Origin of the sequence: Tateyamaria algicola, from assembly GCF_047715485.1 — a bacterium.
Lineage (GTDB): Bacteria > Pseudomonadota > Alphaproteobacteria > Rhodobacterales > Rhodobacteraceae > Tateyamaria.
In genome coordinates this window covers 572,988-591,181 of sequence record NZ_CP180422.1, presented here as the reverse complement: position 1 = coordinate 591,181, position 18,194 = coordinate 572,988, and the positions used below count along the sequence as shown (strand labels likewise).

The 18,194-nt window shown below is 62.8% G+C and carries 21 protein-coding genes, 1 other RNA gene and 1 pseudogene; 16 read left to right on the top strand and 7 right to left on the bottom strand.

Going from position 1 to position 18,194, the window contains the following annotated elements; all coding sequences use genetic code 11:
• Window positions 1–2: 2 nt before the first annotated feature.
• Window positions 3–467 carry a (2Fe-2S)-binding protein gene (locus tag ACMHLQ_RS05355; protein ID WP_415403764.1) on the bottom strand — a complete coding sequence of 155 codons (465 nt, stop codon included), beginning with the start codon at window positions 465–467 and terminating at the stop codon, window positions 3–5.
• Between the two features lie 104 nt (window positions 468–571).
• On the opposite strand from ACMHLQ_RS05355, the gene ACMHLQ_RS05350 reads away from it, so the two are divergent.
• The 9 genes and pseudogenes from ACMHLQ_RS05350 (at window position 572) to ACMHLQ_RS05310 (ending at window position 6,656) form a co-directional block, all read left to right on the top strand.
• Window positions 572–1,231, top strand: a complete 660-nt coding sequence (locus ACMHLQ_RS05350; protein ID WP_415403763.1) for a TetR/AcrR family transcriptional regulator — start codon at window positions 572–574, stop codon at window positions 1,229–1,231.
• A 63-nt stretch (window positions 1,232–1,294) separates the two neighbouring features.
• Window positions 1,295–2,218 carry an SMP-30/gluconolactonase/LRE family protein gene (locus tag ACMHLQ_RS05345; protein ID WP_415403762.1) on the top strand — a complete coding sequence of 308 codons (924 nt, stop codon included), beginning with the start codon at window positions 1,295–1,297 and terminating at the stop codon, window positions 2,216–2,218.
• A complete protein-coding gene (locus ACMHLQ_RS05340) occupies window positions 2,218–2,643 on the top strand; it encodes a GlcG/HbpS family heme-binding protein (RefSeq protein WP_415403761.1) in 426 nt (141 codons plus the stop codon). The genes ACMHLQ_RS05345 and ACMHLQ_RS05340 overlap by 1 nt, the downstream gene beginning before the upstream one ends.
• A pseudogene (locus ACMHLQ_RS05335) lies at window positions 2,640–3,568 on the top strand (formylglycine-generating enzyme family protein). The gene ACMHLQ_RS05340 and the pseudogene ACMHLQ_RS05335 overlap by 4 nt, the downstream one beginning before the upstream one ends.
• A gap of 48 nt (window positions 3,569–3,616) precedes the next feature.
• Window positions 3,617–3,763 carry a hypothetical protein gene (locus tag ACMHLQ_RS05330; RefSeq protein ID WP_415403760.1) on the top strand — a complete coding sequence of 49 codons (147 nt, stop codon included), beginning with the start codon at window positions 3,617–3,619 and terminating at the stop codon, window positions 3,761–3,763.
• A complete protein-coding gene (locus ACMHLQ_RS05325) occupies window positions 3,760–4,110 on the top strand; it encodes a RidA family protein (RefSeq protein WP_415403759.1) in 351 nt (116 codons plus the stop codon). Before ACMHLQ_RS05330 ends, ACMHLQ_RS05325 begins: the two co-directional genes overlap by 4 nt.
• 136 nt (window positions 4,111–4,246) lie before the next feature.
• Entirely contained in the window at window positions 4,247–4,549 is a 303-nt protein-coding gene (locus ACMHLQ_RS05320) for an ArsR/SmtB family transcription factor (RefSeq protein WP_415403758.1), read from the top strand.
• The gene (locus ACMHLQ_RS05315) at window positions 4,542–5,621 is read left to right on the top strand and encodes a glutathione binding-like protein (RefSeq protein WP_415403757.1); all 1,080 of its coding nucleotides are present in this window, start codon (window positions 4,542–4,544) and stop codon (window positions 5,619–5,621) included. The genes ACMHLQ_RS05320 and ACMHLQ_RS05315 overlap by 8 nt, the downstream gene beginning before the upstream one ends.
• 108 nt (window positions 5,622–5,729) lie before the next feature.
• Complete coding sequence (locus tag ACMHLQ_RS05310; RefSeq protein WP_415403756.1) at window positions 5,730–6,656, top strand: DMT family transporter; 927 nt, start codon at window positions 5,730–5,732, stop codon at window positions 6,654–6,656.
• Window positions 6,657–6,718: 62 nt separating this feature from the next.
• Here ACMHLQ_RS05310 and ACMHLQ_RS05305 read toward each other — a convergent pair whose 3' ends face one another.
• The 5 genes from ACMHLQ_RS05305 to ACMHLQ_RS05285 form a co-directional block, all read right to left on the bottom strand.
• Window positions 6,719–7,825 carry an SPFH domain-containing protein gene (locus tag ACMHLQ_RS05305; protein WP_415403755.1) on the bottom strand — a complete coding sequence of 369 codons (1,107 nt, stop codon included), beginning with the start codon at window positions 7,823–7,825 and terminating at the stop codon, window positions 6,719–6,721.
• 124 nt (window positions 7,826–7,949) lie between these two features.
• Window positions 7,950–8,915, bottom strand: coding sequence for a DUF2927 domain-containing protein (locus tag ACMHLQ_RS05300; protein ID WP_415405230.1), 966 nt, complete (start codon window positions 8,913–8,915; stop codon window positions 7,950–7,952).
• A 10-nt stretch (window positions 8,916–8,925) separates the two neighbouring features.
• Entirely contained in the window at window positions 8,926–10,122 is a 1,197-nt protein-coding gene (locus ACMHLQ_RS05295; protein WP_415403754.1) for a toxic anion resistance protein, read from the bottom strand.
• Window positions 10,123–10,140: 18 nt separating this feature from the next.
• Complete coding sequence (locus ACMHLQ_RS05290) at window positions 10,141–11,043, bottom strand: 5-bromo-4-chloroindolyl phosphate hydrolysis family protein (RefSeq protein ID WP_415403753.1); 903 nt, start codon at window positions 11,041–11,043, stop codon at window positions 10,141–10,143.
• Between the two features lie 297 nt (window positions 11,044–11,340).
• Window positions 11,341–12,204, bottom strand: coding sequence for a pseudouridine synthase (locus ACMHLQ_RS05285; RefSeq protein WP_415403752.1), 864 nt, complete (start codon window positions 12,202–12,204; stop codon window positions 11,341–11,343).
• A 64-nt stretch (window positions 12,205–12,268) separates the two neighbouring features.
• Between ACMHLQ_RS05285 and ACMHLQ_RS05280 the strand changes: the two genes are divergently transcribed.
• Window positions 12,269–12,718 carry a nucleoside deaminase gene (locus tag ACMHLQ_RS05280; RefSeq protein WP_415403751.1) on the top strand — a complete coding sequence of 150 codons (450 nt, stop codon included), beginning with the start codon at window positions 12,269–12,271 and terminating at the stop codon, window positions 12,716–12,718.
• A gap of 60 nt (window positions 12,719–12,778) precedes the next feature.
• Here the strand turns inward: ACMHLQ_RS05280 and ACMHLQ_RS05275 are convergent, their stop codons facing one another.
• A complete protein-coding gene (locus ACMHLQ_RS05275; protein WP_415403750.1) occupies window positions 12,779–13,471 on the bottom strand; it encodes a metal-dependent hydrolase in 693 nt (230 codons plus the stop codon).
• Between the two features lie 130 nt (window positions 13,472–13,601).
• Between ACMHLQ_RS05275 and ACMHLQ_RS05270 the strand changes: the two genes are divergently transcribed.
• The 6 genes from ACMHLQ_RS05270 to rnpB all read left to right on the top strand — a co-directional run bounded on the left by ACMHLQ_RS05270 (window position 13,602) and on the right by rnpB (window position 18,118).
• Window positions 13,602–14,270: a ceramidase domain-containing protein gene (locus tag ACMHLQ_RS05270; protein WP_415403749.1), complete on the top strand. Its 669-nt coding sequence runs from the start codon at window positions 13,602–13,604 to the stop codon at window positions 14,268–14,270.
• 29 nt (window positions 14,271–14,299) lie between these two features.
• On the top strand, window positions 14,300–14,587 hold the full coding sequence (gene gatC, locus ACMHLQ_RS05265; protein ID WP_415403748.1) for an Asp-tRNA(Asn)/Glu-tRNA(Gln) amidotransferase subunit GatC: 288 nt from the start codon (window positions 14,300–14,302) through the stop codon (window positions 14,585–14,587).
• The gene (gatA, locus tag ACMHLQ_RS05260) at window positions 14,587–16,071 is read left to right on the top strand and encodes an Asp-tRNA(Asn)/Glu-tRNA(Gln) amidotransferase subunit GatA (protein ID WP_415403747.1); all 1,485 of its coding nucleotides are present in this window, start codon (window positions 14,587–14,589) and stop codon (window positions 16,069–16,071) included. Before gatC ends, gatA begins: the two co-directional genes overlap by 1 nt.
• Before the next feature lie 35 nt (window positions 16,072–16,106).
• Window positions 16,107–16,934: a hypothetical protein gene (locus tag ACMHLQ_RS05255; RefSeq protein ID WP_415403746.1), complete on the top strand. Its 828-nt coding sequence runs from the start codon at window positions 16,107–16,109 to the stop codon at window positions 16,932–16,934.
• Window positions 16,935–17,009: 75 nt separating this feature from the next.
• Window positions 17,010–17,600 carry an N-acetylmuramoyl-L-alanine amidase gene (locus tag ACMHLQ_RS05250; RefSeq protein WP_415403745.1) on the top strand — a complete coding sequence of 197 codons (591 nt, stop codon included), beginning with the start codon at window positions 17,010–17,012 and terminating at the stop codon, window positions 17,598–17,600.
• 123 nt (window positions 17,601–17,723) lie between these two features.
• Window positions 17,724–18,118: RNase P RNA component class A (rnpB, locus tag ACMHLQ_RS05245), an RNA gene on the top strand.
• Window positions 18,119–18,194 lie beyond the last annotated feature (76 nt).

The window sequence follows — 18,194 nt, the reverse complement described above, 5'->3', positions numbered from 1 at the left end:
GCTTATGCCTCCAGAATTTCGGATGCGCGCTGGATGCCAGCGCGGATGCGTTGATAGGTGGCGCAGCGGCACGCGTTGCCCCACATGTAGTCGTCGATTTCATCGGCTGTCGGTGTAGGGTTTTCCGACAAAAGGCCCACCGCCGACATGATCTGGCCTGACTGGCAGTAGCCGCATTGCACGACGTCCAGTTCGATCCAGGCCTGCTGGACAGCGGCCCCGATCTTGTCTGCGCTCATCGCTTCGATCGTGGTGATTTCGGCGCCTTCGACGTCCTCGATATAGGTCTGGCAGGACCGCACCGGCGTGCCGTCAAGGTGCACCGTGCAGGCCCCGCAAGAGGCGACCCCGCAGCCGAACTTGGTGCCCGTCATCTTCAGCTCGTCCCGGATCACCCACAACAGGGGTGTGCCGGGCTCTGCCTCGACCTCGTGTGTCTTGCCGTTCAATGTCAGTGAAATTGTCATGCTGGGTCTCCCTGGCGGAACATATTGCGCGAGTCGCACAACCATTGACTGTAGGGTACGGCAAAGGCTTGGACAGGTAAACTTGCGAGTTTACACAAGGGGGTGTGCGCGCCCGTTTGACGCCGCTTGCAGAATGCGCCACACCCGTGCCCATGGACCCGATTGGCGACATCAGATGTTCGAAACGCGCGCAGATCATCGATGCGGGCGTGCGCGAATTCCAGGAAAAGGGGTTTGCCGCGGCCAGTATGGATCAGGTGTCGGCGCGGGCGGGCGTGTCCAAACGGACCGTTTACAAGTATTTCGAAAGCAAGGAAAATCTGTTCCTGTCCATTGTCGATGTGATGTCGGAAAGGATGGCGGACACGCTCGACATTTCTTACGTGCCGGGCCGCCCCGTGCGGGATCAGTTGCACGCCCTTGCTACGGCAGAGGGTGAGATCCTGACCTCGCCGGACGCGATGGCGATGGCGCGGATGCTGATCAGCGAAACCTTGCGCAATCCCGAGATGGCGAGTGCAGCGCAGGGCAAGATCGACAAGAAGGCCGTCTTTGCCGCGATGCTGCGGGACGCGGATGCGGATGGGCAATTGCGCGTGCCCGACCCGGATGTCGCGGCGGATGAATTCGTGGCGCTGATCAAGGCCAAGGCCTTCTGGCCGGTCATTTTCGGGGCCGAGATTCTGTCGGACGCCGAGATGGCCGTGATCGTGGATGCCAGCGTGGACATCATGATGTCCCACTATGCGAGCGACCGCACGTAACCCGTTTGCAATTGCCGCACCATCGGGCCACCTTGCATGCAACACATGTGAAGGGGGACGAGGATGTATGGAGTGATCGACGGGACCGGGTTCGAGGTTCTGGACCCCAGTTTCGAGGCCTGTTTCATCGGCCATGCCCGGGTGGAGCGTTTGGCAGAAGGGTGTCGCTGGGTCGAGGGGCCTGCATGGTTCCCCGCGGGGCGCTATGTCGTGTGGTCCGACATTCCCAACAACCGCATGATGCGCTGGGACGAAACGGACGGCTCCGTATCGGTGTTCCGCGCGCCCTCCGACAACACCAACGGGCACACGGTGGACGGGCAGGGGCGCCTTGTGTCCTGCGAGCATCTGGCGCGCCGCGTGACGCGCACCGAGCATGACGGCTCGATCAAGGTGATCGCGGACAGCTATCAGGGCAAGCGGCTGAATTCGCCCAATGATGTGGTGGTGAAATCCGACGGCTCGATCTGGTTCACCGATCCCAGCTACGGCATCATGATGGACTATGAAGGGGACCGGGCCGAGAGCGAGATCGGTGCCTGCTATGTCTATCGCTGGGACCCAGAAAGCGAAGAGATTGCAACGGTTGCCACCGACTATGTCAAACCCAATGGTCTTGCGTTTTCATTGGATGAGACCGAGTTGTTCATTGCCGATACCGGCGGCACCCATGATCCGGGTGGGCCTGCGCATATTCGCCGTCATTCCGTGGCAACAGATGGCAAGAGTTTGGGTGAGGGTACGCATTTTGCCGATTGCACCAACGGGTTCTTTGACGGCTTCCGCTTGGATCGCGATGGGCGCATCTGGTCGTCGGCGGCAGATGGTGTGCATTGCCTCGATGCAACGGGCAAGCTGATCGGTAAGATCCACATTCCCGAGATCGTGTCCAACGTCTGCTTTGGCGGCCCCAAGCTGAACCGGTTGTTCATCACGGCGACGTCTTCGCTTTACTCCGTGTACCTCAACGTGAACGGGGCACGGTGATGGAGGTCACGCGCAGCACGCAAAGCCTCACCCATTCAGCCGTCATGGCTATGCTGACCGCCGCCATCGCAGAGGCTGAGGGCATGGGCCAGCCGCAATGTGTCGTGATCGTGGATGCCAGCGGTGAGTTGCTTGGTGAAATCCGCATGACGGGCGCGAAATACCTCAGCCGCAAAAGCGCGCGGTCCAAGGCGCGCACAGCCGCCTCGATCGGCGCACCAAGCGCTGCGATACCCGAGGCCGTGCGCCCCCACATTGCCGCCGCGACGCAAGGCGAGGTCACGGGCCTGGGGGGCGGATTGCCGATCTATGTGGGCGCTGATCTGGTTGGAGGCATCGGCGTCGGGTCCGGCAGCCCGGATCAGGACATTGCCGTGGGCCAGGCCGCACTGGATGCGATTGGGGCCATGGCCGCTGCCTCGTGAGAAAGGCCTGTTGCCTGCCTGCGCGCGTAGGCGGTGCTGATCCGGCGACCCTCGAGGCCCTGACGCAGACGCATCTGACAGACACCTCAGAGCGTGTCGACATCCCCGGTGGCACCGCGCTGATCGGCACCGATGCGCCCGTTTTGCCTGTCGATGGCGAAGGGCCGCTGCGGCGGCAAAAGATCAAGCCTTTCCAAATGGATGCAACCACAGTCACCAATGCCCGCTTTGCCGCATTTGTGGAGGCGACCGGCTATGTCACCGAGGCCGAGCGGATTGGCGACTCCTTCGTCTTCGTGAACTTTCTGCCCGAGGACGCGCCACCAAGTCAGGCGGTGGCCGGGGCACCGTGGTGGCGGGTGATCAAGGGCGCCCATTGGCGCGCGATCCACGGGCCGGGCAGTGCAGGGGCGTGGGACTCCGACCACCCGGCTGTCCACATCACCTGGAACGACGCGCGCGCCTTTGCGGACTGGGCCGGGGGGCGCCTGCCGACAGAGGCAGAGTGGGAACACGCAGCGCGCGGCGGTCTGGGCGACGTACCCTTTCCCTGGGGGGCGGATGCGCCCAACGATCTCGACCACTTTCCCTGCAATATCTGGCAGGGGCAGTTTCCCCATACCGACCTTGGGCTTGATGGGTTTGCGGGCACCGCCCCGGCCAAATCCTATGCGCCCAACGGCTATGGCCTCTACAACATGGTCGGCAATGTCTGGGAATGGACGGCGCAACCCTTCAAAGTGAAGTCGCTGAAGAAATCGGTGATGGCCGCCCATGCGGGCAAGGTTGGATTCAAGCTGAACAAGGGGGGTCGTTCCTGTGCCATCTCTCGTACTGTTTTCGCTACCGTATCGCTGCGCGCAGCGGGACATCAGCGGACAGTTCGACCGCCCATCAGGGGTTTCGACTGGTCTATGACGTCTGAGCCTGGGACTTAGTATCTTTGGAACACGATCAATCCCTCTCGATGGCCATGCCTGGCGACTTGCTCGCCTACGATCTCAACGCATTGGAGCGGGTGATCGACATCCACCTGCCCGCCGCGATTGACGCCCCGGCCATACTCGACGAAATTTCAGCGGCGCTCAATGCGCGCAACCTGATCGGAGAATTCGCATGATTAAACGCCTGCATACGAGCGCCCGGATGAGCAAGATCGTCAAGCATAACGGCATCGTCTACCTGTGTGGGCAGGTCGGCGCAGGCGAGACGGTGACCGAACAGACGCAGGACTGCCTGTCGCGCGTCGATGCGCTGCTGGCCGAGGCCGGGTCGGACCGATCCCATATCCTGCAGGCCACGATATGGCTGGCCGATATGGCCGACTTTGCGGAAATGAACGCCGTCTGGGATGCATGGGTGCCAGAGGGTCATGCCCCCGCACGGGCCTGCGGCGAAGCGCGGCTGGCGCGCGACGTGCTGAAGGTCGAGATCATCGTAACTGCCGCAGAACGCCCGCTGTCGTAGAAGTGAGGAATGTGCATTGGTGGTGCGGGACCAACCGTGCACTCGAGGACGTCAACCTCACCGTCGCAAAGAGTGAAAAGATCGCGGTGCGCAGAATTTGCTTGGCCTGAATCATAAGGTATGTCTAATATAAGGAATGCCTTATGAAGATCAGTTTGCCGCCCTCGCGCACCCGTTGCGCCAGAAAATCCTTGATGCGTTGCAGAACACCCCCTCGACCGTGCGCGACCTGACCCATCGGTTCGACACGTCGCAACCGGTGATGTCACAGCACCTCAAGGTGCTGCGGGATGCGGGGCTGGTGGGGGCCACACCGCAGGGCACACGCCGGGTGTATCATCTGGAAGAGGCGCAGCTGGGCGCCTTGCGCAGCTACCTCCAACAGCACTGGCAAACGTCCCTCAAGTCACTGGCAGAGGAGCCGCCACGCGATGCTTGACCCGATCACGATAGAAACCGTTGTCGATGCGGCGCAAGACGCGGCCTTTGACACTTTTGTCCGCCGCATTGACGCATGGTGGCCCATGGATCCGTTTTCTCTTTCCAACGGCATGGTGGTGATGGAGCCGAAGCTCGGCGGCCAGATCATCGAAACGTCTGCGGACGGAGAGCGTTTTGTCTGGGGGCATGTGACCGCGTTTGATCCTCCGCATGGGATCGAACTGGCCTGGTATGTCGGCAGAACGGTCGAGAAAGCCACGCAAGTTGCCATCGCCTTTGAACCAAAGGGCGAGGGCAAGACAACCGTGCGCCTGGTGCATTCGGGGTGGGAGGCGCTGGGCGACGACGCCGCTGAAATCTCCAAACGCTATGATGGCGGCTGGCGTCAGATCCTTGGAACCGTATTCACCGATTTTGTCGCTCACTCGGCAAAGAGGGCAGCGATGTCTGAGGTCACGATACTGGGCCTGTCGCCCAGCAGCTATGTGCGCACCGCCCTGATGGTATGCGCCAACAAAGGCGTGCCTTACCAATTGCAGCCCGTGGATTTCCGCAGTGACAGCTATGTTGATGAGCACCCGTTTCGCAAGATGCCGGTGATGCATCACGGCACTGTCCGCATCTTCGAGACCCTGGCCATTGCGACCTATGTTGACGCAGCCTTTGCCGGCCCGGCGTTGCAGCCCGGCACGCCCGCCGACCGGGCGCGCATGATGCAATGGATCAGCGTGACCAATGATTATCTCTATGTCAGGATCGTTGGCTGCTGTGTCGCCGAACGCTTCGTCAAGCCCATGCGTGGGCTGGACCCGGATGAGGCGCTGATCGCGCAAACATTGCCCGCCATCGAACACCAACTGGATGTTCTGGATGCGGCACTGGCGGGACGGGCTTTCTTTTGTGGAGATCAGCTGACCCTCGCGGACCTGTTTGTCGCCCCTATTCTGTTTTACTTCGCGGCAACGCCCGAGGGGGCCGCGACCCTGCCCAAGCGCCCCGCAGTGCAGACGTGGCAAGAGCGGATGCAGGCCACGGCGCAATTTGATGAGATCAACATGATCGGTGCGTGATTTTCAGGAGCCCTTGCTGAACCCTTGAACAGCCCTTTGCTGGCCACACCTTGCGGGACGCACTCCAAACCGGCATCGTCATCCTGACCTCAGCCGGAGACTGTACCCATGCAAACCGTGGTCGGATCGCGCGCAGCGCATCATCGTGTGTTCGGATGGCTTGACGCCTGGGTGCGGTCAGGATTTTCCGGCGGACCGAACGCGAGGGCCTATGCGCTTGTCGGGGGGGCAGTTGTCTTGTGGGCAAGCTGGCCCGCGCTGGGAACAATCACGCAACAGGCGCCACCGTTTCTCGTTCTGGGGGCGTCGGCTCTGGTCGGCTGCATGCTTTCGTTCGGACTGGCCGTGCGCCGCGGCGCGGTGCGCACGTTCACCTCTGTGCCATTGCGCACGCTGCTGTTCGTGGCCATCGGATTGATGGGCAACAACGCATTCTATCTGGCCGCCATTGCGCGGATCGGACCGGCAGAGGCCAATGTGGTCCACTATCTCTGGCCCGTCTTCCTTGTTGCGCTTGCATCCCTGCTGCACCGGCGCTCGCCTTCTCTGCGTCAGATGGTGGGCATTGGGTGTGGGTTTGTCGGTGTCGCGGTCGCGCTGTCGCCGCATATGGGCGGCAATCTGGACGGCATGGGCGTGCTGCTGGGCGTTTGCGGTGCGTTGACCTTTGCCATTTACTCGGTTGGCCGATCACTTGCGCGGGTCGAGACGGATGTGATCGGGCCATCCCTCGGGCTTGCGGGCGCAAGTGCACTGGCGGCGCACCTCGTCCTTGAGCCTGCCTATTGGCCGACGCAGGCGGAATGGTGTGCGATCGTTCTGATGGGGATTGGTCCGTTCACCGTGGCAAACGTGTTTTGGGACAAGGCCACCCGTCAGGGATCGGCCGCGACGCTTTCAAGCCTCGCCTTTCTCACGCCGCTTGTGGCGATGGGCCTGCTGGCGGCCTTTGGTCTGGGGGCGGTGACGGCTGCAACTCTGATGGGCGCAGTGCTTGCCATCCTCGGCGCGCTCTTTAGTGCGGGCAGGACGTAAGCGGCGACGCCTGAAAAAGGGCCGCCCACGCGCTGCGCGGCACCTGCCACATGTCCTGAGAATTAGACGCCCGGTGGGGGTGGTGGGGGCAGAATGGTGAACAGCTGCGCCAGTTCGGTCACGTCCTCGGCCTTCATCCAGCCGTCCTGTCCCGCTGTCCAGACATAGCTTTCGCGGCTCAACTCTCCCGCTGCGGCCATGCGACCCAACTGCGCCTTGGAAAACGGGCCCTTGGTCTCGCCGTTTTCGGCGACGTGCCAGACATGTTCGACCGGGGGAGGCGGCGGAGTGGCCGCGCCGCGGGCCGGTTGCGCGCCCCAGGGGCCAGAGGAGGCCATCTGCCCCATTTGCATGCCCATGGCAGCGCCAAGGCCCGCCTGCATCGCGCCACTGGCATCACCGCCCTCACGACCCAGCGCCTCGGCGGCCTGGAATTGCATGTATTCGTTCAGGTTTCCGATGACACCCATCGAAGAGCGCTTGTCCATCACCGCCTCGACCGCTGGGGGCAGCGAGATGTTTTCGATGTAAAGCTCGGGCAGCATCAGGCCGTAATCTGCGATCTGTGCGGTGATTTCCTTGGCCACGATCTGGCCCAGTTCGCGCGTGTTGGCGGCCATGTCGAGCACGGGGATGCCCGATTTGGCGAGGCTGCGCGACATTTCCTGCACGATGATGTTGCGGATCTGGTAGCTGATCTCGTCCATCGTGAATTCGCCGTCGGTGCCGACGATCTCGACCAGGAACTTGGCCGGGTCCGCCACCTTGACCGAATAGGTGCCGAAGGCGCGCAGGCGCACAGGCCCGAATTCCGGGTCGCGGCAGATGATCGGGTTCTTGGTGCCCCATTTGAGATCGTTGAACCGGGTGGTATTGACGAAATAAACCTCGGATTTGAACGGGCTTTTGAAGCCGTGATCCCAGTGCTGGAGCGTCGTCATGATCGGCATGTTGTTGGTCTCGAGCATGTAGAGACCGGGGGTGAAGACATCCGCCAGCTGCCCTTCGTGCACGAACACCGCCGCTTGCCCTTCGCGGACGGTCAGCTTGGCACCGTACTTGATCTCGTGCCCCTCGCGTTCAAACCGCCAGACCATGGTGTCACGGGAGTCGTCCACCCAGTGGATGACGTCGATGAATTCACCGGAGAGGAAGTCGAAAATACCCATTTTGGGGTCTCCTTTTGTCAGGCTGAGTGGGGGGACGGGCGCGTGGTATGCGCGCAGTCCGTACGTCCCCGAATGCGGATTGGCGCACTGTGTGGGCATGCGCGCGGGATGGCGGGCAAGGCGGTCATGAGGGGCCGTTTTGCCCAAGCGCCTTGAGCGCCAGTTGATTCACGGTGGCGCGTGCATCGGCCATGGATTGGCCCGGTTGCAGGCTGGGATCATAGAGCATGCGCAAGAGCAGCTCGTCATGGTCTGTCAGCAGCGCGAATTCGTCGTCATCGTTGAAGATCGACGGGCGTGCATCGGGGCTGTCATTGGCCAGGCCAAGACCCTGTGCCAGTTCCTCGTGGATGCAGGACAAGCGCAGCAAGTCCGGGTTTTCCGCACGGATCACGGCCACCGCAGCCGTGTAGGTCGACCGGTTCGCACCCGAGGCATAGGCCGCCACGGCGCAATAGGCGTCTTCAGGCAGGTTTCGCACGGGCGCGAGGTTGATCGTGGTCACGCCGGGCAGGCGGGTGGCCCTTTGGTTGAGCGTGGCTGCGCGGTCGTCTTCCCCGACAAAGAAGACGAGGAAATTCGGGTTGGACCCGACCGAAACCGGGTGCCCTGTGCTGCGCGCGAGCCTGCTGGCATAGGTGCGCACATCCGCCATATCGCGTGCCCGCTGGCTGGGCGGAACGGAGGCGCCGAATTCGACGCCGATGCGCACAGGGGCGGACCAGCGGCGCAATTGCCCGGACACGCCCACGCTCTGGCCGCCGCTCGCGTATTCGTTGAAGAACACGATCTGTTCAAAGTTGCGCGCGAGCATCGAGGCCGTGAACGGCGTGTCAGGCCCACCGCCATCCTGACGCAAAAGCCCGGCGGTCAGCTGGCTGGATTGCACCTGCGTGAGGTAGCGGCGCAGGGATGCGCTGGCCTCGGATGTGGGTTGCACCGTGGGGGCAGGGGGCTGCACCAGCCCCGCCGGGCGCACGCGCGGTGTCAAAACAGGCTCGACCGGGTTGAACAGATCGCAGGCCGCAAGAAGGGTGAGGGCGGCAAGACCGCCCCAGAACGTTCCCCTCTTTGTGACGCCTGTCCGCAGCACGTGATCGTCAGCCGGGCACGGCGGTGCCGGCAGTGTCGCCAACCCCGTCTTTGCGCGCCTTGGCCGAGGCCAGGGTGTCGCGCAGGTCGGCTTCCATTTTCTTGAGGTCCTCTTCGGCGGCAGCGCGCTTGGCCTTGCCTTCGTCCGCGATGCGCAAGGAATCCTCGATCGTGCCGATCAGGTCGGCATTGGCCTTCTTGACCGCTTCGATGTCGAACACGCCGCGCTCCATCTCGGTGCGGATGGCCTTGTTGCTTTCGCGCAGGTTGGCCGCGTTCGCGGTCAAAAGCTCGTTGGTCAGATCATTGGCGTCGCGCACGGCGGCGGCCGCTTCGGCGCTGCGCTGGATGGTGACGGCCTGCGCCAGTTGCGTTTCCCAAAGCGGCACGGTGTTGACCAGCGTCGAGTTTATCTTGGTCACGAGGGACTTGTCGTTTTCCTGTACCAGCCGGATTGAGGGCAGCGATTGCATCGTTACCTGACGGGTCAGTTTGAGGTCATGCACCCGGCGTTCCAGATCATCGCGCGCGGCGCGCAGGTCACGCAACTCTTGCGCCACCATGACCTTGTCGTCCTCGGCTGCGGCCTCGACATCCTTTTCCTTGCCGGGGATGACGGTGTCGTCCAGCTCTTTGATCTTTTCCTCGCCCGCGGCGATGTATAGGGCGAGTTCGTCGTAGAACTGCAGCGTCTTTTCATAGAGCAGATCGAGCGATTTGATGTCCTTGAGCAGCGTGTGTTCATGGGACAGCAGGTTGTCGGTGATCTTGTCGATCTGGCCCTGCACGGTTTCGAACTTGGCCGTGAACTTGGCAAAGGGGGCGGCGCGCCCAATTAGTTTTTCCCACCACGAACGGTCCCGGCGCACATCGAGTTCCGAGATGGAAAAGCCCCGGATCGTCGTCACGATGGAGCGCAGGCTGTCACCGGCAGGGCCCACATCCTTGTTGCGCACGTCTTGCAGCATGGCCTGGGAAATCGTCTGCAACTCTGCCTGCGCGGCAGAGCCGAAGGACACGATGGAATTGGTGTCGCCCATGTCGATCTCGTCCATGCGGGCGCGTATCTCGGCACCCACGGGCGCGTCGGCCTCGGCCAGTGGCACGATGGCGGTGGCCTCTGTCGGTTCGGCCAGTACGACGGCCGTCACTTCCTCGACCTGGGCGAGGGCGGTTTCAGCCTTTTGGCGGACTGTTTCAGACATGTTCAATCACCTTACTGTTTATGTGTCTGTCGAGGGTGCGATGCGCACCCCTTCGCGTTGCAGGCGGTCGCGCAACACGTCGATTTCGATGTTGAGGTCACTGCGATCATCAACCAGCAGCTTTTGCGTGCGCGCGGCAAAGTTGTCGCCCAGATCGTCGAGCAGGGCGGCATAGTCGGTGCGGGCCTGCGTGTCGCGGGTGCGGGCGTAGATGTCGGCAAACTTGACCGTCGCATCGCGCGCACCCATCAGGTAGACGCCCAGATACTTGCGCGCGGCGGTCAGATCACGGGGGTCTTCCTCGACCGTGCGGATCAGATCGCGCGCGACGGTCTGGAACTGCTCCAGCTTCAGCTCCATCTTGCGATCTTCGGCGCGTTTCATCGCATCGGTCATGGCGCGCAGGTAGCTTTCGGCCTCGTCCACGACCCGGGCCACGCGGTCTTGCTGAAAGGTGTCGATGCCTTCCATGCCCTTGTCTTTCAGCGGGTCGATGCCAAAGGCGGCCATGTGCAGACCACCTGCCGCAAGGCCAAAGAGCAGCGGTGCGATCAGGCCCGGCTCCGACCGGTAGGCCGCGATGGCGATGCCAATGCCGGTCAGGACAGAGGAAAACAGCTTGCGCGGCACGGCGGGACGGCGCGCGACCTTGCGGTCGAGATAGGCGGCCTCGGCCTGCAACCCGCCGCGCAGCAGCCAGGCGGCGAGCGTCAGGATACCAGCGGACACCAGGGCCAGCGTCATGCCGATGGCGCCGTCATTCAGGCCGAGAAAGACCATGGGGATCGCGGGCAAAAACAGGATGTTGGCGCGTGCGCCCACCGGATCTACGCGCGCGCGGTCAAAGGCGCCGCGCTCGGGCGCCTTGGTGCCGTCATCGGACCCATCGGGGCTGTACTTGCCACCATAACGTTGCGCCATTGCTCAGAGCCCTCCCAGCAGGCCGGTCGTCACGCCGAACATCAGCGCGATAAGAACGGCATAGGCGATCTTTTGAAAGGCGGTTGGTTGCATTATCGTCCCCGGTTGGCTGGTGCGACTATAGGGCGTTTGCAGATGCGGCACTAGAGGCGCAGCAGTCTGCCCCCGTTCGGCGCATATGCGCGATTTCGCCACGTGTTGTCGTCTCGCCTCTGGTCATGTCACCCCTTGAACCCGCTATGCTGGTCGCTTGCCTCAAGATTGTAACGGTGATGTGTGGGCGCAAGGGGGAAAAATTCAGCGTTTGCGCCCGTTTGGGCGGCCCTTTGGGGATGTTGCTGGCTTGGCTGAGCTGGTGCGCGAGGATGGCTTGCGCGGTGGTCGCGACACGCGGGGCGCTTTTTTGGCGGTGCCTGTGTGTTGTTCTTCGGCTTCGAGGCCCAGTTGGTCGCGTAGGATTCGGCGGCGCACTTCCTCGACGTCTCCGGCTTTCAATTCGCCCAGTTGGAAGGGGCCGTAGCTGATGCGGATCAGGCGGTTCACGACAAGGCCGATGCTTTCCATGGCGCGGCGGATTTCGCGGTTCTTGCCCTCGCGCAGGCCCACGGTCAGCCAGGCATTCGCGCCCTGTTGGCGGTCCAGCGTGATCTGCATGGGCTGGAACCGCTCGCCCTCGACCGTGACACCCTTGCGCAAGGGGTCGAGTTGTGGGTCGGTGGGCCGTCCGTTGATACGCACCCGGTAGCGGCGCATCCAGCCAGTGCTGGGCAGTTCGAGCTTGCGCTTGATGCCGCCGTCATTGGTCAGCAGCAGCAATCCTTCGGAGTTGATGTCGAGCCGCCCCACGGACATCACGCGGGGCATGTCCTCGGGGAGTGCATCATAGATCGTGCGCCGCCCCTTTTCGTCGGCATCCGTGGTCACAAGGCCAGCGGGCTTGTGGTACAGCCACATCCGCTCAGGCTCCGGCGGGGCAAGCGCTTTGCCGTCCACCGTTATCCTGTCTGCATCCGTCACGTTCAGCGCGGCGCTGTCGATGCGCTTGCCATTCACGCTGACGCGGCCTGCGGCAATCATGGCTTCGGCGCCGCGTCGGCTGGCAAGGCCTGCGCGGGCCAGGACCTTGGCGATGCGGTCGCCCTTTGGTGTGTCTGTGCTCATGCGGGTGGCTCTAGCGGATTGGCGGACCTTGCGGAAGGGGGCGTGGCCGTGGCACGTGAGCGGTATGGAGTTTCGCTCGTTCATGGATCAGGCGCTGGAAGAGGCGCGGTCGGCAGGCGCCCGAGGTGAGGTGCCCGTGGGGGCGGTTGTGGTTTCGCCTGCCGGTGACGTGGTGGCACGCGCCGGGAACCGGACGCGGGAGTTGCACGACCCCACCGCCCATGCCGAGATGCTGGCGGTGCGTGCGGCCTGCGCGTCCGCAGGGTCCGAGCGGCTGTTGGGCCATGATCTCTATGTGACGCTGGAACCTTGCGCGATGTGTGCGGCGGCGCTGGCAGCGGCAAGGATTGCGCGCCTGTATTTTGCGGCCTCCGATCCAAAGTCCGGCGGGGTCTTGCATGGGGCGCGGGTGTTTTCGCATTCGCAATCCCATCACGCACCCGAGGTCTATGACGGCATTGCCGCAGGTGAGGCAGAGCGCTTGCTGCGGGATTTCTTTGCCGCGCGCCGCTAGGCGTTTTCTGAAGTCAGAAAACGGCCGGAAAATGAAGTCATTTTCCGCGCACCGCCGGGATCAGAGCGCGATGGGTGTCATCGGTTCGGGTTCGATGACATCCACGCCCGGCAAACCATCGATCAAGACCTGCGCGGATTGTTCGAGCAGCGGAAAGGTCTGGTAGTGGCAAGGGATCACGGTGTCGAACTGGAAGTACCGTTTGGCCGCATAGGCCGCGCCGGCCATGTCCATGGTGAAGTATCCACCGGCTGACAATATGCCGATGCTGGGTTTGTAGTAGTCCCCGATCCAGTCCATGTCGGCCATGATGTCAGTATCGCCCGACAGGTACAGGCACTTGCCTTCGCCCCGGATGATCAGCCCGCATTCTTGGCCCATATAGGCCGCGCGCCCCTCCACCACGATGGAAGAAGAGTGCGATGCGGGCACCAGCGTCACGGACACATTCCCGAATTCCACGGTGCCGCCCCGGTTGTAGGCATGCCCCTCCACCGCGCCCTGGCCGTACATGTATTGCGCCAACTCGTAGATGCCTGAGACGGGCAGGCCCGTATCCTTGCTCAACTCCGCAACGTCCTGCGTATGATCGAAGTGGCCGTGCGTCACCGCGATCTGTGTGGCATCCGCGATAGCGGCGGGTACCTGATCGGCGTCCAGCATCGGGTTCCCGTTGATCCACGGGTCGATCAGCAGCACCTGATCCCCGATTTCGATGCGAAAGCTGCCGTGTCCAAGCCAGATGATGTTCATGAAACATGTCCTCCTGTGATCGAGTGTAGCGCGTGTGGCGTGGTGCGGGAGCCTCCGGCGGGGATTTTTTGGAACAGAGAAGGAGGACCGCAGCTCTTGAATGTGCAGAGCAAGGGGGTATTTGCCGGGAATGGAAATGCTGCGCGAGATTGACGGATATTGCGAGCGGTTGGGGCCGGGCTACTGGGCCGAGCCTGTGAACGCTGTCACCAATCTGGCCTTTGTCATCGCGGCGCTGATCATGTGGCGGCGCAGTCGCGGTGTGCCGATTGCGCGGGCTTTGTGCGTGATACTCGGGTGTATCGGTGTGGGCAGTTACCTGTTTCACACCCATGCGCAGGTCTGGGCGGCGATTGCCGATGTGACCCCGATTGCGTTGTTTATCCTGCTCTATCTCTTTGCCATCAACCGTGATGTTTTGGGTCTGCCGTGGTGGGTGGCCCTGATCGCCACCGCGCTGTTTCTGCCTTACGCCGCCCTCACCGTACCTTTGTGGGAGCGGGTGCCCATCCTCGGCGTCTCGGCGGGATATGTGCCCGTGCCGGTGCTGATCGTGATTTACGCAGTCTTTCTGTGGTCGCGCCATCCGCAATTGGCGCGGGGGTTCGTGATTGGTGCGGGGATTTTGATCCTCTCGCTTTTGGCGCGCAGCTTAGATGAAAGCCTGTGTGCACAGCTGCCCGTAGGCACGCATTTTGGCTGGCACCTGCTGAATGCCGTGATGCTGGGCTGGATGATCGCTGTTTACGTGACATATTGCCGTGCCCACAGGCTTGAAGGCCCCGGGCCTGCGCGCTAAAGCCGAACGAAACAAATTCGAGGGTGCCCATGTCCATCGACGAAACCACTGCCGCGCGTGTCGCGAAACTGGCCCGCATCAAGGTGGAAGAAGACCGCTTGCCCGCCTTGGCGTCTGAATTCAACACGATCCTCGGCTTTATCGAACAGCTGGGCGAGGTCGATGTCGAGGGGGTCGAGCCCATGACATCCGTGACCCCCCAACGGCTGAAACGTCGTGTGGACGAGGTGACGGACGGGAGCCAACAGGAAAAGGTTCTGTCGAATGCGCCGGATGCGCGCGAGGGGTTCTTTGCCGTGCCGAAGGTGGTTGAATAATGGGTGAGTTGAACAAACTGGGTCTGGCCGAGGCGCGCGATGCGCTGCGCGCCGGTGACGTGACAAGCGTCGAGCTGACGGATGCGTGTCTGGGGGCCATTGATGAGGCCGGGGCGCTGAACGCCTTTGTGCACAACACACCCGACATCGCCCGCCATCAGGCAGCGGCGGCGGACACGCGGATCAAGGCGGGCGATGCGCCTGCGATGTGCGGCCTGCCCATCGGCATCAAGGATCTGTTCTGCACCAAGGGCGTGCCGAGCCAGGCGGGTTCGCGCATTCTGGAAGGATTCCTGCCGGAATATGAAAGCACGGTCAGTGGCAATCTGCTGGATGCGGGTGCCGTGATGCTGGGCAAGTTGAACATGGACGAATTCGCCATGGGCTCGTCCAACGAAACCTCTGTCTATGGCAATGCAATCAACCCGTGGCGGCGCGGCAATGATGAGGCCGCTCTGACGCCGGGTGGCTCTTCGGGCGGCTCGGCCTCTGCCGTTGCGGCGGATCTGTGCCTGGCTGCGACCGGCACGGATACGGGTGGGTCGATCCGCCAGCCTGCGGCCTTCACCGGCATCACGGGGATCAAGCCGACCTATGGACGCTGTTCGCGCTGGGGTATCGTGGCCTTTGCCTCGTCCCTCGACCAGGCCGGGCCAATGACCAAATCAGTACGTGATGCGGCCATCATGCTCGAGGCGATGTGCAGTCACGATCCCAAGGACAGCACCAGCGCCGACCTGCCTGTCCCGAATTTCGAGGCGATGCTGACCGGTGACATCAAGGGCAAGAAGATCGGTATTCCAGCCGAGTATCGCATGGACGGGATGCCGGACGAGATTGAAACGCTTTGGACACAAGGGCGTGAGATGCTGGCGGATGCCGGGGCCGAGCTTGTCGATATTTCGCTGCCTCATACCAAGTACGCGCTGCCTGCCTACTATGTGATCGCGCCCGCCGAGGCGTCCAGCAACCTCGCGCGCTATGACGGTGTGCGTTATGGCCACCGCGCCAAGCTGGATCAGGGCGATGGCATCACCGAGATGTACGAAAAGACCCGCGCCGAGGGGTTCGGGGCCGAAGTGCAGCGCCGGGTGATGATCGGCACCTATGTGCTCTCTGCCGGGTTCTATGACGCCTATTACAATCGGGCGCGCAAGGTGCGCACGCTGATCAAGAAGGATTTTGAGGATGTGTTCGCCCAAGGGATCGACGCGATCCTGACACCTGCGACCCCGTCGGCAGCCTTTGGTCTGGGTGAGGCATGGGACGATCCGGTGCAGATGTATCTGAACGACGTATTCACCGTGACGGTGAACATGGCGGGCCTGCCGGGTATCGCTGTCCCTGCGGGGACGGATGCCAATGGCCTGCCGCTCGGTCTGCAGTTGATTGGCCGCCCATGGGAAGAAGGGGATTTGCTGAACACCGCTTACGCCCTCGAGGCCCGCGCCGGTTTTGTGGCCAAGCCGCAGAAATGGTGGTAAACGGCGTCAAACAGCACCCAAAAAGGGTAGAGCAGATGATGAGTTTCCGTAGTTTCCTTGCACTGGGCGGCGTTGTCGCGCTTGCCGCGTGCCAACCCGCCATACCCGACAGTGGGGCCGGTATCGTCGATCCGGGTCGCGGCGTGGGGTTTGACAATCCAAACACATTGGCCGAGCGCGAGGCGCGCGCCGCAGAACTGACATCCTCAACTGTACCGGCGGCCCCTGCGGTTGGCGCACAGACGCTGCCACCCGCCACCGGCGCCCCCGTGACGTCCTCCAGCACGACGGCAGCAACGGCCACCTCCGCGACGCGCACAACGTCGCGCGCGGTTTCTGACCCCCAGGGGTTGGATGCAGAATTGGCGCAGATTGCCCGTCAGAACGATACGGCGGCGGCGCAAGGCAATTCCGGTCAGTCCGTGCTGAATGCCAGCCCGTCCAACGCAGCGCCTGTGATCCTGAACAACCCGGGGATTTCGGACGAAAACGACTTTGACGCGGTGGCATCGCGCCAGTCCATCGAAAGCGATGCGGCGCGCATTCAGGCCAATCGCCAGCAATACCAGGTGGTTCAGCCCACCGCCTTGCCCTCGCGCACCGAAGGGGCGCAGCCCAACGTTGTGCAATACGCGCTCAGCACAAACCATCCCAAAGGCACGCGGGTGCATCGTCGTCTCAGCCTGGCCTCACCGTCCAAGTTCCAGCGCAACTGCGCAGAATACAACTCGGCCGATGAGGCACAGATCGACTTTCTGGCGCGGGGTGGTCCCGAACGGGATCGGCGTGGGATCGACCCGGACGGCGATGGATATGCCTGTGGCTGGGACCCGGCACCGTTTCGGCGCGCCTCTGGCGGGTAACTCCCGGTGGAGATCCACCAGCATCCTTCACCCAATTGCGGACCACGCCGGGACGGTTTGACCCCCCGATATGTCGTGCTGCACTACACGGCGATGGCCTCGGCAGAGGCTGCGATAGACCGGTTGTGTGATCCCGCATGCGAGGTGTCAGCCCACTATGTAGTCTGCAAGACGGGGCGCGTCATCCAATTGGTGGGCGAGGGGATGCGCGCGTGGCATGCGGGGGCGGGCGAGTGGTGTGGATTGCGCGACATCAACTCGCGCTCGATCGGGATTGAGCTGGACAATGACGGGCAGGGCCCCTTTACCGAGGCGTTGATGCACAGCCTTGAGGTGCTGCTGGCACGGATGATGGCCGCTTGGGATATCCCGCCGCAAAATGTAATCGGCCATTCCGACATGGCGCCCGGTCGCAAGTTCGATCCAGGCCCGTGGTTTGACTGGCCCCGGCTCGAGGCGTCGGGGCTTGCCAAGCGGCGCGGCACGGACCTTGCCCCGCCAGATCCCGACCCCGACCACTTTGACCAGGTTGCACGACACGCGGGCTACACGGCTGAGGCCGACCATGCCACGCGGCTCGCAGCCGTGCGCTTGCGCTACCGCGCATTTGCGACCGGCCCTTTGACAGGTGCGGATTTCACCCCTCTGGGGCGCACAGCCCGGTAGAGTTAAGCGCTGGTTCGCCCCTTCTCTGTTCCCAAAAAATCCCTGCCGGAGGCTCCCGAATCTGCCCCAGGCGCGCCGCCCCCATTGACGCGCCCCACCTGCACCCCGTAAGGCGACGCTTGCGCGGAGGGGCGGATGGCCGCTTGGGGCATTGGCTGAGGTCAATACCCTGAGAGGAAAGTCCGGACTCCAAGAAGAAACGGTGCCGGGTAACACCCGGGCGGGGCAACCCGACGGAAAGCGCCACAGAAAACAAACCGCCGGTCTCAGGATCGGTAAGGGTGAAACGGTGGGGTAAGAGCCCACCGCCGGGCTGGCAACAGACCGGGCACGGCAAGCCCCACCGGGAGCAATGCCAAATAGGGACCGCGTGTTGCGCAAGCAACGGGGCTGCTTTTGCCCCAGCAGGTCCGGGTTGGCAGCTAGAGGGGTGTTGGTAACAGCATCTCAAGAGGAATGGTCATCTCGGGGCGGGCAACCGCCCTAGACAGAATCCGGCTTACAGCCCCTCCGCGCGCCTCTTCACTTTGACACGGGTCGGACCGATCAAGGCCCGCCTTGGGCGGCGCACAAAGGGCGGGTGGGCAAAATCCA